This window comes from Caulobacter sp. UNC358MFTsu5.1, assembly GCF_000712075.1.
Classification (GTDB): domain Bacteria; phylum Pseudomonadota; class Alphaproteobacteria; order Caulobacterales; family Caulobacteraceae; genus Caulobacter.
Genome location: NZ_JONW01000005.1, coordinates 452,319 through 466,136 on the forward strand (window position 1 = coordinate 452,319; position 13,818 = coordinate 466,136).

Genomic DNA, 13,818 nt, shown 5'->3' on the forward strand with positions numbered 1-13,818 from the left:
AGTCTTGGGGGGCGAGGTCTTGGCGGCTGCCTTGCAAAGGCTTTCCTTCGATGTGCATTAAGGCGCAGAACGTGGTTCTCCTGACAGTATCTGGACGCAATGGGCAGCGGTAGCAACAACAGCACGACGCTGGACGATCTGGCGAAGCTGTCGGGCGTCTCGGCCTCGACCGTCTCGCGCGCCCTGAACGACCACCCGTCCATCAGCACCCGCACCAAGCAGCGCATCTGGGCCCTGGCCAAGGAGCACGACTATCCGTTCCGCCGCTACATGCCGGCGGGGCCGATCGGGTCGGAGGGCTCGATCGCCATCGTCACGCCGCGCACCCACGGCCGCCCGCTGCCGCTGTCGCACCCGTTCTTCCTGGAGCTGCTGGCCAGCATCGGCGAGGCGGCGCGCGACCGCGGCTGCGACTTCACGGTCAGCCACACCGCCCCGGCCAGCTACGACGACCTGCTGACGGTCACCACCACCAGCCGCGCCAACGGTGTGATCTTCCTGGGCCAGAGCAACCTGCACGAGGCGTTCAACGAACTGGCGGCCGCCGACGCCCGCTTCGCGGTCTGGGGCGCCCAGCTGCCGGGCCAGAGGTACTGCTCGATCGGTTCGGACAACCTGCTGGGCGGGCGGCGGGCGACGCTGCACCTGGCTCGGCTGGGCCGCAAGCGCATCGTCTTCCTCGGCGAGACCGAGCCGGAAGCCCTGCAGCGCAAGGCCGGCTATCTGGAGGCCCTCAAGGAGAGCGGGCTCGAGGCCGACCCGGCCCTGATCTGCCCCGTCGATTTCGAGCTGGAATCGGCCGAGGCCGCGGTCAGCACCCTGGTCCGCCGCAAGGCCGCCTTCGACGCCATCTTCGCCTCCAGCGACCTGATCGCCCTGGGGGCCATCCGCGCCCTGCGCCGGGCCGGCATGCGCGTGCCCGAGGACGTCTCGGTGGTGGGCTACGACGACATGCTGCTGAGCCGCCTGTCGACCCCCGCGCTCAGCACCATCAAGCAGGACACCTACAAGGCCGGCCGACTGCTGGTGGCCCGCGTGCTGGACGCCGACGGCGACCACCGGCCCGAGCGCCTGGCCACCGACCTGATCGTGCGGGAAAGCTGCGGGGGCTAGGCCAGCCGGAGCCTTCTCGCCGAAGTGTGGCGAAACTCACCAACGAGCTGTGCCGTTCGACACCGCCGCCTGGGGCCGACGCTCCCAGAGTGAGCTGGCCATTCCCATGGCGGACGTCGAACGGCCTGCCTCCGCCTTGGCGCGGGCGCCCGGAACGCGGCGTCGCAGCTCACCTCGCGGAGAGGATTCGTGATGGACCTGACCTTGAACGACCCGCCGGCCACGCGCCGCTACCAGCTGAGCGATCTGATCGCGGGCGCCGACGACAGCGTGCGCGGCGCCCTGGTCGGCGCGCACGGCCTGCGCCAGTTCCTCAACACCATCGACGAGCTGGACCATGCCGCCCGCGTCGAGATCGTCGAGCAGGCCATCTGCCTGCTGGAGGGCTTCTACGCCCACCTGCCGCTCAAGCGCGCGATGCACGCCGTGGATCCGATCCAGCGGCTGAAGCTCCTGAAGCGCCGCCTGCACATGGTGGAGTCAGAGGTCCAGTTCCACCACGAGATGACGACCATCTTCACCTCGCTGCGGGACCTGCACACCAACTACATCCTGCCGAAATACTTCGCCGATGCGGTGGCCTTCCTGCCGTTCAAGGTCAAACCCTGCTACGACCGGGGCGATCGTCGGTACGTCGTGTCCGACCTGGTGGCCGGCGTCTCGGACCCCAACTTCCGGCCCGGTGTGAAGCTCACCCACTGGAACGCGATCCCGATCGACCGCGCGGTCGAGATCGCCGCCAGCTACCACGCGGGCAGCAATCCGGCCGCCCGTCACGCCCGGGGCGTGGACCTGCTGACCACGCGCGCCATGAACCTGTGGCCGCCCCCGGACGAGGAATGGGTGATCGTCGGCTACCTGGACGCCAACAACCAGGCGCGGGAGGTCAATGTCGAGTGGAATGTGATGAAACTGCCGCGCCGCCCGGAAAGCGTCGCCGCCGCGCCGGCGATGGCGGAGTTCATGGGCATCGACCTGGAAGGCGACTCCCGGCGCCGTCTCACCACCCTGCTCTATGCCCCGGCCGCGGCGAAGCGACGGGCCGCCGTCGCGGAGGCGGCGGGCGGCGATGTCGCAAGCGCCGCCAGCGGCCTGAAGTCCAACTTGCCGGAAGTGTTCACCGCGGCGGCCGTCAGCCACGGCGGCCAGACCTTCGGCTACCTGCGTATCCAGACCTTCGACGTGGACGACGATGCGTGCCTGGTCGAGGCGATCCGCCTGCTCGAGCACCCGCTGTTCCCGAAGACCGGCGTGATCCTGGACGTGCGGGGCAACGGCGGCGGGCTGATCTGGGCGGGCGAGCGCCTGTTGCAGCTGTTCACGTCCCGCCGCATCGAACCGACGCGGGCCCAGCTGGTCGCCACGCCGCTGGCCGTGGAGCTCTGCGGCGCCGATCCGATCCTGGAGGCGTGGAAGCCGTCGATGGCGCGCGCCTTCGAGACCGGCGCGATCTATTCGGCCGCCTTCCCGATCACCGACCTCGCGCGCTGCAACGACATCGGCCAGCGCTACTTCGGTCCGGCCGTGCTGCTGACCGACGCCCGTTGCTACAGCACCACCGACATGTTCGCCTGCGGCTTCCTGGACCACGAGATCGGCCAGATCATCGGCCTGGACGCCACCACGGGCGCGGGCGGCGCCAATGTCTGGGACCACGAACTGGTGCGGCAGCATTGCCTCACCGCGGGCGTCGTCACGCCCCTGGCGCAGATGGACGCCGGAGTGGGCATGCGGGTGGCGATCCGTCGAACCCTGCGCGTGGGCCCCGAAGCCGGGACCGAGATCGAGGACCTCGGCGCGCCGTCCGACATCATCCACCAGCCGACCCTCGACGACATCCTCCACGACGACAGGGACCTGCTGGACCGGGCGTGCCTGGTGCTGTCCGGAACCTCGACCGCCAGCCTGCCGGTCACGATCACCCGCAACGGCGCTTCCGTCACCCTGGACATCGTCACGACCGGGATCGACCGGCTGGAGATCTTCGTCGACCGGCGCCCGAACCTGTCGAAGGACGTCACCACCGCCTCGACGCAGCTGACCGTGCCGGCGTCCGTCGGGTCCACCCTGCAGATCGACGGCTTTGTGAACGGTCAGCTGGCCGCCGTGCGGCTTCTGACGATCTGAACCCGTCCCCATTCCGACCGGAGGAACCCCCATGGCGACCCTGAACGAACTGCTGGCCCGCTGGGCGACGCTCGGCCCGCCCGCCGAGGACGGCGCGGCGCAATTCTCCATCGTCGCGGGGAGGGAGACGACGGCCGACGCGCTTCAGGCGCTCGTCGAAGCCGCCGCACCGGGCCACGACCCCGTGGTCACGCCCGCCTTCCTCGGCGCGCTGGCGGAGGAGACCGGCGGCCGCTTCTGGATCCTCACCTTCCCGGACCTGGACGCGCAGCGGGGCGAGACCCTGGCCTTCGAGGTCGCCCGGGCCCTGGCCAGCGAGCTGGGTCTGGAGTCCTGCCGCCCCGTGCTGGTCGACTCCCTGATCGGCCAGGCGATGGTCGATCCCACCGTGGCCGGCGCCGCGGGCCTCGTGGGCTTCTTCACCTGCAAGGGCGACAACATGGGTCCGGAGGCCCGGGGCTGGGCGCCGTGGGCCCTGGGCGTCAAGGCGGCCTGGGACGCGCACGGCAAGGGCGCGGGCGTCACCATCGCCTCGATCGACACCGGCTACAGCGATCACGTCGAGCTGCAGGGCGTGATCAGCGCCAAGCCCCAGCTGAACCTGGTCGAGAACAACGCCAACGCGCGCGACCCGTTCTCGACCAATGTCCCGTTCAACAACCCCGGCCACGGCACCCTGGTGGCCAGCGTCGCCGCCAGCCGCGGCGACATCGACGCCGAGGGGAACACCACGGGACCCGGCGAGATCACCGGCGCGGCGCCCGAGGCCGAGATCCTGCCCATCCGCGCCATCCGGTCGGTCGTGGACCTGCGCCAGTCGCGCATCCCCGCCGCCATCGAGCACGCGATCGCCCAGAACTGCGACGTGATCGTCATGGCCCTCGGCAGCCCCTTCCCGATCGAACCCGTCGAGGTGGCCTTGCGGGCCGCCGTGCGCCAGGGGATCGTGGTGGTCTGCGCCGCCGGCAACTGCGTGGGCCTGGTGGTGTTCCCGGCCCGCTTCGCGCCCCTGGGACTGTCCACCGCCGTCGCCGCCGTCGACTACCTCAAGGCCCCCTGGGAACGGACGTCCAAGGGCGACTCCGTCACCGTCAGCGCCTTCGGCGAGGCCGTGTGGGGCGCGCGCAAGCGGGACCAGGCCTCGCCCAACGACGCCGTCGCGCGCTCGGAAGGCACGACGCTGGCCACGTCGCTGACCGCCGGCGTCGCCGCGCTCTGGGTCGCCCGGCACGGCGGGCGCGCGGTCCTCAAGGCCCATGCGGCCGCGGCCGGCACGACCGTGCAGGCGATGTTCAACCGGCTGATCGCCGCCAGTGCGAGCAAGCCGTCCGGCGGATGGCCGAAGGGCATGGGGGCGGGGCTGGTGAACGCCGGCGAACTGCTGTCGCGCCCGCTGCCCGAGACCGCGACGCTCCTGGCGGACGTGCCGCTGGCCGACGACCACGTCACGCCGCTGAAGCGGTTCCTGGGCCCGACGGCGTCCGAGATCGACGGCCTGGCGGGGCTGGAGGCGGCCGGCCTCGACGAGGGTCTGGCCGCCGAGGCGCTGTGGCGGCTCTATCGCGGCTCGGCCCGCGACCGGACCGCCGCGATCGCGGGCCAGGACGTGATCGGAGCGATGGGCGGCGCCCAGCTGACACGGTTCAACGGCCCGCCCCCGTCTCCGGACCTGGAGGCCGCCCTGGCGGGCAAGCCCCGGCTGAGGGATCTGGCCCGATAGCCGGCTCGGCGATGGCGCCTTACCTCGCCGCCAGCAGCGCCGCGATCGGCACGGCCTCGCCCATCGCCTTGTAGCCCGCCGCCGACGGATGCAGCTGGTCGCCGGAGTCGTAGGCCGGCAGCAGCCGTTCGGGATGGGCCGGGTCGCGGGTCACGGCGTCGAAGTCGATCACCGCGTCGAAGGCGCCCGAGGTCCGGATCCAGGCATTGACCGCCTGGCGGTCGGCGTCGGCGTCCGCGTCGGAGCGGTAGACCTTGGTCCCGCCGCACGGGAGGATCGTGGCGCCCACCACGCGGATCCCGCGCTCGTGCGCCCGGGCGATCACCTGGCGGTAGCCGGCGATCAAGCCCGCGACCACCGCCGCCCGCTTCTCGGCCGTGACCGGGCCCTCGCGCGACAGGCCGCCGATGTCGTTGATGCCGATCAGCACGATCACCGCGCGCACGCCCGGCTGGGCCAGCACGTCGCGCTCCAGGCGCGAGAGGGCGTTGGGGCTGGTGTTGTCGGTCAGCAGGCGGTTGCCGCCGATGCCGGCGTTCAGCACCGAGACGCCCCGCGTGCGCGGATCGGCCTGCAAGCGGGCGGCCAGCACGTCGGGCCAGCGCTCGTAGACGTCGACGCCCGCCCCGGTGCCGTCGGTGATCGAGTCGCCCAGGGTGACGATCGCGCCCGCGCTTTTTTCCGCCCCTTCGACATCGACGCCCGCCAGCTGGGCCCATTGCAGCCACGTGGCCGCGCCCCGCAGGTCCGGCGCGGCCAGCTGGTCGCCGGCGGCGACATAGGCCGTGGTGCGGGCGGCTCGGTGGGCGGTGATCCGGTCGGGCGGCTGGGGCAGACGCAGGCTGACGGCGACGCGGGCCAGGCCCTGGGTCGGCAGGTCCACCGGATCGGACAGCCAGGTCGCGCCGGGCGGCACGGTCACGCCGGCCTGGCCGCCGTCGAAGGTGACCCTCCGGTCGGTCCCGGCCGCGACCGCCGAGCCGGCCGGCGCCGCCGACAGGGCCACGTGGGCGCCGTCGATCCGCAGCGGCGCCGCCCCGAACTGGTTGGAGACCCGCAGCCGCAGGCGCGGTCCGCCCGCCGTCAGCCGCACCACCTGGCGCAGGGTGACCTCGCCGCTCGGCGATCCCGGCAGGGTCGCCGCGGCCTCGGACGGCACGGAGGCCGTCGTCCACGAGCCGATCCAGCGCGACGCCGAGACGGCCGGCCAGGCCGTCCCCACGCACAGGGCCAGAACCAGAAGACCCGAACCGATCCGACGCATCGCGCTCTCCCCGATATCTCATAAAATGGATTGACGTTACAGAATATGGAATTAGCGTCGCTGGCAAGATCGCGCTTTCCGGCCGTCGGCGCCGAAGACGGCGCACGAAGAGGAAGCGCGCCATGAACACCCCCACACGACGTGACGTGCTGGTGCAAACCGCCCTGGCCGGAGCCCTGGTCAGCCTGTCGGGCAAGGCCCTGGCCGCCGCCCCGGCCAAAGGCGCGCCGCTCCCGCCGACCGAGGTCCGCTGGATCGACGACAAGGCGCCGGGGTTGAACGCCGGCCAGACCTGGGGCGTCCCGTGGCCGCAGGGCGCGTTCAAGCCCAAGCAGCCGTTCCTGGCCCGCGACGCGGCCGGGGCCGAGGTGGCCCTGCAGACCTGGCCCCTGGCCTATTGGCCGGACGGCTCGCTGAAGTGGACCGGTCACGCGGTCCCAGCGGGCGACCTGGGCCAGCGCCTGACCATCGCGCCGGGCAAGACCGGCCTTGCCGCAGCCGGCGTCCGCGTGACCGAGACCCCGGCCGCCGTCGAGGTCTCGACCGGCCCGGCCACCTGGCGCTTCCCGCGCGACGGCTCGGCCCTGATCGCCTCGGCGACCCGGGGCGGCCGCGAAGTGCTGCGCAACGTCCGCCTCGTCCTCCAGACCCAGGACGCGCCCGAGATCGAGCAGTCACCCGTGGGCCGCAAGACCTTCGAGAGCGTGCTCGACAAGGTGACCGTGGAGCAGTCCGGTCCCGTCCGGGCGGTGATCCGGATCGAGGGCCGCCACAAGAACGGTGACCGCGCCTGGGCCCCGTTCATCGTGCGGTTCTACGCCTATGCCGGCGCCGACTCCCTGCGGATGCTGCACACCTTCATCTTCGACGGCGACGCGGCCAAGGACTTCATCTGCGGCCTGGGCGTGACCGCCGACGTGCCGATGACCGACGCGGCCTATGACCGGCACGTCCGCTTCACCGGCCAGGACGGCGGCCTGTGGGCCGAGGCGGTCAAGCCGCTGACCGGCCTGCGCCGCGATCCCGGCAAGGCGTTCCGCGAGGCCCAGATCGCCGGCCGCAAGGTCCCTGCCCTCGACCAGATGGCCGCCCCGGTGCGCTCGTCCCTGCATCTGATCCCCGACTGGGGCGACTTCCTGCTGTCGCAGCCCACCGCCGACGGCTTCACCATCCGCAAGCGCACCGCGCCCGGGCACGCCTGGATCCCGTCCGACGGCGGCCAGCGGGCCAGCGGCGTGGCCTATGTGGGCGGCGCCGCCGGCGGCGCGGCGATCGGCCTCTGCAACTTCTGGCGCGCCCCGCCCACCGCCCTGGAGGTCCTGGGCGCGGCCGGCGACACCGCCCGCCTGACCGCCTGGCTGTGGTCGCCCGACGCTCCGGTGATGGACACCCGATTCTATCACGACGGCATGGGCATGGAGACGCACGCCCAGGAGACCGAAGGCCTCAACATCACCTACGAGGACTACGAAAAGAACTGGGGCACGCCGACCGGCGTCGCCCGCACCTCGGAGCTGCGGCTGTGGGCGCTGGAGGCCACGCCGACCCGCGACCAGTTCCCGAAGATGGCCCAGTTGAACGACAAGCCGCCCCGCCTGATGACCACGCCCGAGCGCCTCCATGCGGCCGGGGTGCTAGGCGCCTGGAGCCTGGTTGACCGCAGCACGCCGGCCCGGGCCCGGATCGAGGACCGCCAGGACCAGCTGCTGAACTACTATCTGGGCCAGATCGAGCAGCGCCGCTGGTACGGCTTCTGGAACTACGGCGACTTCATGCACAGCTACGACGTCGACCGCCACGTCTGGCGCTACGACATCGGCGGCTTCGCCTGGGACAATTCGGAACTGTCGACCGACCTGTGGCTGTGGCTCAGCTACCTGCGCGGCGGCCGGGCCGACGTGTTCCGCATGGCCGAGGCCATGACCCGCCATACCGGCGAGGTCGACGTCTATCACGTGGGTCCCTACCGGGGCCTGGGCACCCGGCACGGCGTGCAGCACTGGGGCGACAGCTCCAAGCAGCCCCGGGTCAGCAACGCCATCTACCGCCGCATCTATTATTACCTGACCGCCGACGAGCGGGCGGGCGACCTGATGCGGGCCCTGACCGACGGCGACGAGTCGCTGACCCGCGTCGACATCGGCCGCAAGCTGGGCGACGACGGCTGGCCCAAGGGCGAGGTCCGCGCCTCGTTCGGCACCGACTGGAGCTCGCTGTGCGGCGCCTGGTTCACCGAGTGGGAACGCACCGGCGACCCGCGCTGGCGCGACCGGATCGTGGGCGGCATGAAGACCATCGCCGCCCTGCAGAAGCAGTGGTTCGCCGGCAGCGCCACCTACGACGTCAAGACCGGCAGGTTCTCCGGGGCGGGCGACAAGCTGGCGGTCTCGCATCTGAACGCGGCGTTCGGCGCCCCCGAGATCCATGTCGAGATGTTGTCGCTGATCCGCGAGCCCGCCTACGACAAGGCGTGGCTGGACTATTGCCGCTGGTACAACGCCTCGCGCGAGGAGCAGACGGCCCAGTTCGGCCAGGCGCTGGGCGGCAACGGCCTGCGCCAGGGGCATTCCCGCCTTACCGCCTACGCCGCCTCGCGCCTGGGCGACAAGGCCCTGGCCCAGCGGGCCTGGAAGGAGTTCTTCGGCCGCGGCGTGGTCGAAGACCTGAACCTGTCGACCGCCACCAGGCACTACGCCGGACCCGACGTCCTCAACCCCATCGACGAGGCCGCCGGGGTCACCACCAACGGCACGGCGCAATGGGGCCTGGCGGCGATCATGAACCTGGCCCTGGTGGCCGACGCCCTTCCGGCGAGCGAGGGGTAGAGTTGGGGACATGCCCTTGCGGCGTGTCCCCAAATCCAGGCGCCGCGCTTGACGATGGGGACGCGCGGCAAGGGCGCGTCCCCAGCCTCGGCTCGGTATCCAGCGACACACTTCCGAAACACTTCATCGCTTTCGGACAGTCCAGCTTATCGACGTCGATACCGAGGGGTCATCCAGGAGCCACGGCGGCGCTCTAGCCAGGGACGGCACGCAGCACAGGCCGTCCATGTCCCGCAAATTCCTCGCCACGGCCGCCTTGGCCCCTCTGCTGATCTGCGGAGGAAAGGCGGTCGCCGAAACCCAGGTCACCAGCAGTTCGCGCACCACGCCGATCGCCACCTCCACCGCCAATTCGGGGGCGGCCGACGACGTCAAGATCACCAGCGACGGCGCGATCACCCTCTCCAGCTCCGGCGCGATCGCCACGCTGGACAGCGACAACACCCTGACCAACGCCGGCTCGTTGAGCAGCGTGGGCGTCAACGACTCCATCGGCGTGCTGGTGCTGGGCGGCCATACGGGCACGCTGCTCAACAGCGCCACGATCAGCCTGACCGAGGACTACGACTACACCGACGACGACGACGACGGCGACTATGACGGCCTGTTCGCCAAGGGTTCGGGCCGCTACGGCATCCGGGTGACCGGGACCGATCCGTTCGTCGGCACGATCACCAACGACTCGACGGGCGCGATCACCATCGAGGGCAACGACTCGGCGGGCATCAGCCTGGAGACAGCCCTGACCGGCTCGCTGCTGCACGCCGGGACGATCAGCGTGGTCGGCGACCGCAGCTACGGCGTCCACACGACGGGGACGATCAGCGGCAACCTGACCAGCACCGGCTCGATCAGCGTGACCGGCGCCGGCGACGTCGGCCTGGCGGTCGACGGCGACGTCGGCGGCGTGCTCGCCATCCAGGGCACGATCTATTCGACCGGCTACCGCGTCACCAGCCGCTACACCGATCCGGACGACGAGGCGTTGCTGGACGCCGACGACCTGCTGCAGGGCGGCGGCGGCGTGAAGGTCACGGCCAATGTCGCCGGCGGCGTGCTGCTGGACGTCCCGCCCACCGACACCAACGACGACACCTCCGACGACGAGGACGGCGACGGGACCACCGACAGCAGCGAGGGCTCGGCCGCGATCACCGCCTACGGCTCGGCCCCGGCCCTGCTGATCGGTTCTGACACCCGGTCCGTCACCCTGGGCGCGGTCGGGACCGGCGAGGACGCCTACGGCCTGATCATCCGGGGCTCGGTGACGGCGGCGGGCGTCCACGACGGGATCAGCGCCACGGGCGTGCAGCTGGGCGGCGACGCCGGCCAGTCGACGATCATCACCGGCGGGGTGAAGGTCAGCGGCTCGATCGCGGCCAGCGCCTACGAGGGCGACGCCGTCGCCCTGAAGCTGAACGCCGGAGCCGTGGCCGACACCCTTTGGAACACCGGCTCGATCGCCGCCTCGGTCACCGGCGACACCGCCGTCACCGCCAAGGCCGTCAGCATCGGCGCCGGGTCGGTGATGACCAGCATCACCAACGCCGGGGTCATCAGCGCCACCGTCGGCGGCGAGGGCGGCTCGTCCTACGCCATCATCGACGAGACCGGCGGCCTGAAGACCATCACCAACACCGGCTCGATCGCGGCCTATGTGGTCGCCACGGACGACGAATACGATACCGACGACGACGACACCGACGCCAGCAACGAGGTGATCCACGGCCTGGCCACGGCCATCGACGTGTCGAAGAACACCACCGGCGTGACCATCGTCCAGTCGGGGGTCAACGACGGCGACGACGGCGACGACGGGGTGGCCGACACCGACACGGACGGCGACGGCGTGGACGACGCCGACGAGCCGATGATCCGCGGCCGGGTGGTGCTGGGCTCGGGCGCCGACAGCCTGTCGATCCTGAACGGCGGCCTGATCGGCGACGTCTGGTTCGGCGACGGCGCCGACAAGCTGACCATCGACGGCACCGGCTACATGATCGGCGCCCTGCACGACAGCGACGGCCTGCTGGACATCAAGGTGGGCAACGGCTCGCTGGGCCTGACCAATACCGAGACCATCAAGGCCACCAGCCTGACCCTGGGCGCCGACAGCGTGCTGGTCTTCACGGTCGACCCGGCGGCCGGGACCCAGACCAAGCTGGTGGTCGACACCGCCACGGTCGAGACCGGCGCCTCGCTGGGCCTGAACTTCAAGAGCCTGCTGACGACGCCGACGACCTACACCGTGATCCAGGCGAACAACCTGACCGCCGGGACGATCGACCAGGACCTGCTGGGCCACGTGGCCTACATGTACGTCGCCAACGGCTACGCCTCGGGCAACGACGTCAATATCGACGTGCGGCGGCGCACGGCGGCCGAGGCCTCGCTGTCGCGCAGCCAGACCGCCGCCTACGACGCGGTGTTCGCGGCCCTGTCCAACGACGACGACATCGCCACTGCCTTCCTGAACCAGAGCACCCGCGACGGTTTCCTCAGCGTCTACGACCAGATGCTGCCCAGCCAGGGCGAGGGCCTGTTCGCGGCCCTGCAGACCGTGCAGCAGCAGATCTCGGCGGCCACGGCCAACCGTCCCGATCCCGGCGACCGCTACGGGCCCGACAGCGTCTGGCTCCAGGAGATCAACGTCCTGGTCCGCCGCGAGGACGGCGACACCCAGGGGTCGGACACCCAGGCCCTGGGCATGGTCGCCGGCTACGAGGCGATGGGCGACGCCGGCGGGGCGCTGGGCGTGACCCTGGCGGCGGTCAGCCTGGAGGAGCACGACACGGTCGCCAAGCTGGGCGAGAAGACCACCGCCTCGATCCTGCAGGCCGGCCTCTACTGGCGGCGCTCGGTCGGCGGCTGGCGGTTCAACCTCGGCGGCGGGGCCGGCTACAGCCGCTTCAACGGCGACCGCGGCCTGGTCACCGCCGACGTCGACGGCGATGGCACGGCCGACGTCAGCATCACCAACACCGCCGCCTGGAACGGCATGGTGGCCAACGCCTTCGCCGGCGTGGCCTACGAGGCGCGGCTGGGCGACGTCTACCTGCGCCCCGAGGGCCGGCTGGACTATGTCTGGCTGTGGGAAGGCGAGCGCAAGGAGCACGGCGGGGGCGCCGGCTTCGACCTGACCGTCGCCTCGCGCGAGGCCGACAACCTCAGCGGCGACGTGGGCCTGGTGCTGGGCAAGTCGTACGGCAAGGACGTCTGGGTGCGGCCCGAGCTGCGGGTCGGCTATCGCAAGACCCTGGCCGGGGCCATGGGCGACACCATCGCCAGCTTCACGGGCGGCACGCCCTTCACCCTGCTGGCCGACAACGACCGGGACGGGGCGGTGACCCTGGGCTTCGCCCTGCGCGCCGGTTCGGCCCTGTCCTACGTGGCCCTCGAAGGCGGGGCCGAGGCTTCGCGGAAGCAGACCAAATACACCATGCGGCTGACAGGGAGGGCGATGTTCTAGCCCGTGGAAAAGCGCATCCTCATCCTCGACGGCGACCCCGTCGCCCGTCACGACATGACCGGCCTCCTATCGGGCTACGGCCTGACGGCCCTAGGCGCCGGCACCGCCCGCGAGATGGAGCAGATCCTCCGCGAGACCCAGGTCAACCTGGTGATGCTGGACATGGTGCTGCCCGACGCCTCGGGCCTGTCGGTCTGCTCGCGCCTGCTGACCCTGCCCTCCCCGCCCGCGATCATGGTGGTCTCGGACTCGGGCGAGGAGTGCGACGTGGTGGTGGGCCTGGAGTTGGGGGCCGACGACTACGTGATCAAACCCTACCGCCCGCGCGAGCTGCTGGCCCGGGTCCGGGCGGTGCTGCGCCGTCACGACGACGGCCGCCCCGACGAGCCGGCGCGCGACGCCACCCCGGTCTTCAGCTTCGACGGCTGGCGGCTGAACGTCGCCACCCAGACCCTGCTCGACCCGCGCGGCGGGACCGTGCCGCTGGCGACGGCCGAGTTCCTGGTGCTGTGGGCTTTGGTCGATCGGCCAAACCAAGTGCTGACCCGCGACGAGCTGCGCCAGGGTCCGCCCGACGCCCACGCGCGCCCCGCCCCGCAGCAGGTGAACGTCGCCATCAGCCGCCTGCGCAGCAAGCTGGGCCGCATCGACGGCGGGGCCTACCTGATCCGCACGGTGCGCCACGTCGGCTACATCTTCGCGACCCGGGTGGACCGGGTGCAGGAGTAGGGGGCGGGCGGGAAGCCAGCTAGCCGTCGACCATCCCGACCGCATCCGGGCTTCTCGCGCGGGCCGCGTCCGTCATGCGCGACAGGGCTTCGGCGATGAAGTCGCGCTCGGCCTCCGGAGTCGCGAAGAAGCGCCGAGGCAGGACCATGGCGCTGCTCTGCACCAGGAAGACCCAGTGCTTGCGGGTTCGATAGAGGTCGGTGACGCACGACCAGCGGGCGGTCGTCGTCAGGTCGGCCAGGTCATAGACGATGGTCTCGGGCGTCAGGCGCAAGGTGAGCGCCAGGTCAGCCCGCTGTCCCCGCTTGCCGAGCGCTTTCCGCAGGCTCGGGCCCGACAGTCTCTGGACCACGAGAACGCCCACGACCAGCCCGCCGATGGCGAACTCGACCGACATGAAGGCCGAGAACCACGATCCCGACGCCCACACGGACAGGGGAACGCCGACGCCCAGCATGCAGACCATGATGATGGCCTTGGCCTGGCGCGGCGACAGGCCCCAGCGGGCCTTGATATAGGCCATGGCCGACGCGCTTTCGCCCGCCACGATGATCCCTGAAGCTTCCATCGC

The 13,818-nt window shown here is 71.3% G+C and carries 8 protein-coding genes; 6 read left to right on the forward strand and 2 right to left on the reverse strand.

Translation table 11 applies throughout. The annotated features are described in order from the left end of the window. The first annotated feature begins 99 nt into the window (after positions 1-99). The 3 genes from BR39_RS0104165 to BR39_RS0104175 all read left to right on the forward strand — a co-directional run bounded on the left by BR39_RS0104165 (position 100) and on the right by BR39_RS0104175 (position 4,960). Positions 100-1,113 (forward strand): LacI family DNA-binding transcriptional regulator, encoded by a 1,014-nt coding sequence (locus BR39_RS0104165; protein WP_029908022.1) that lies wholly within the window; start codon positions 100-102, stop codon positions 1,111-1,113. A gap of 192 nt (positions 1,114-1,305) precedes the next feature. Beyond that, positions 1,306-3,240: a S41 family peptidase gene (locus BR39_RS0104170; RefSeq protein WP_051695152.1), complete on the forward strand. Its 1,935-nt coding sequence runs from the start codon at positions 1,306-1,308 to the stop codon at positions 3,238-3,240. A 31-nt stretch (positions 3,241-3,271) separates the two neighbouring features. Continuing rightward, complete coding sequence (locus tag BR39_RS0104175) at positions 3,272-4,960, forward strand: S8 family serine peptidase (protein ID WP_029908024.1); 1,689 nt, start codon at positions 3,272-3,274, stop codon at positions 4,958-4,960. A 19-nt stretch (positions 4,961-4,979) separates the two neighbouring features. Here the strand turns inward: BR39_RS0104175 and BR39_RS0104180 are convergent, their stop codons facing one another. Next, a complete protein-coding gene (locus BR39_RS0104180) occupies positions 4,980-6,224 on the reverse strand; it encodes an SGNH/GDSL hydrolase family protein (RefSeq protein ID WP_029908025.1) in 1,245 nt (414 codons plus the stop codon). 122 nt (positions 6,225-6,346) lie between these two features. Here BR39_RS0104180 and BR39_RS0104185 point away from each other — a divergent pair, with 122 nt between their 5' ends. The 3 genes from BR39_RS0104185 to BR39_RS0104195 all read left to right on the forward strand — a co-directional run bounded on the left by BR39_RS0104185 (position 6,347) and on the right by BR39_RS0104195 (position 13,247). Beyond that, positions 6,347-9,049, forward strand: coding sequence for a hypothetical protein (locus BR39_RS0104185; protein WP_029908026.1), 2,703 nt, complete (start codon positions 6,347-6,349; stop codon positions 9,047-9,049). Positions 9,050-9,275: 226 nt separating this feature from the next. Continuing rightward, the gene (locus tag BR39_RS0104190; RefSeq protein WP_029908027.1) at positions 9,276-12,518 is read left to right on the forward strand and encodes an autotransporter outer membrane beta-barrel domain-containing protein; all 3,243 of its coding nucleotides are present in this window, start codon (positions 9,276-9,278) and stop codon (positions 12,516-12,518) included. Positions 12,519-12,521: 3 nt separating this feature from the next. Further along, a complete protein-coding gene (locus BR39_RS0104195) occupies positions 12,522-13,247 on the forward strand; it encodes a response regulator (protein WP_035018145.1) in 726 nt (241 codons plus the stop codon). Positions 13,248-13,266: 19 nt separating this feature from the next. On the opposite strand, the gene BR39_RS0104200 is transcribed toward BR39_RS0104195, so the two are convergent. Next, positions 13,267-13,815, reverse strand: a complete 549-nt coding sequence (locus BR39_RS0104200; RefSeq protein ID WP_029908029.1) for a YcxB family protein — start codon at positions 13,813-13,815, stop codon at positions 13,267-13,269. Between the last annotated feature and the right edge of the window lie 3 nt (positions 13,816-13,818).

Bases quoted from the DNA above. Each gene is read 5' to 3' on its own strand.
- BR39_RS0104165 (WP_029908022.1), top strand. From the start codon at position 100: ATGGGCAGCGGTAGCAACAACAGCACGACGCTGGACGATCTGGCGAAG.
- BR39_RS0104170 (WP_051695152.1), top strand. From the start codon at position 1,306: ATGGACCTGACCTTGAACGACCCGCCGGCCACGCGCCGCTACCAGCTG.
- BR39_RS0104175 (WP_029908024.1), top strand. From the start codon at position 3,272: ATGGCGACCCTGAACGAACTGCTGGCCCGCTGGGCGACGCTCGGCCCG.
- BR39_RS0104180 (WP_029908025.1), bottom strand. From the start codon at position 6,224: ATGCGTCGGATCGGTTCGGGTCTTCTGGTTCTGGCCCTGTGCGTGGGG.
- BR39_RS0104185 (WP_029908026.1), top strand. From the start codon at position 6,347: ATGAACACCCCCACACGACGTGACGTGCTGGTGCAAACCGCCCTGGCC.
- BR39_RS0104190 (WP_029908027.1), top strand. From the start codon at position 9,276: ATGTCCCGCAAATTCCTCGCCACGGCCGCCTTGGCCCCTCTGCTGATC.
- BR39_RS0104200 (WP_029908029.1), bottom strand. From the start codon at position 13,815: ATGGAAGCTTCAGGGATCATCGTGGCGGGCGAAAGCGCGTCGGCCATG.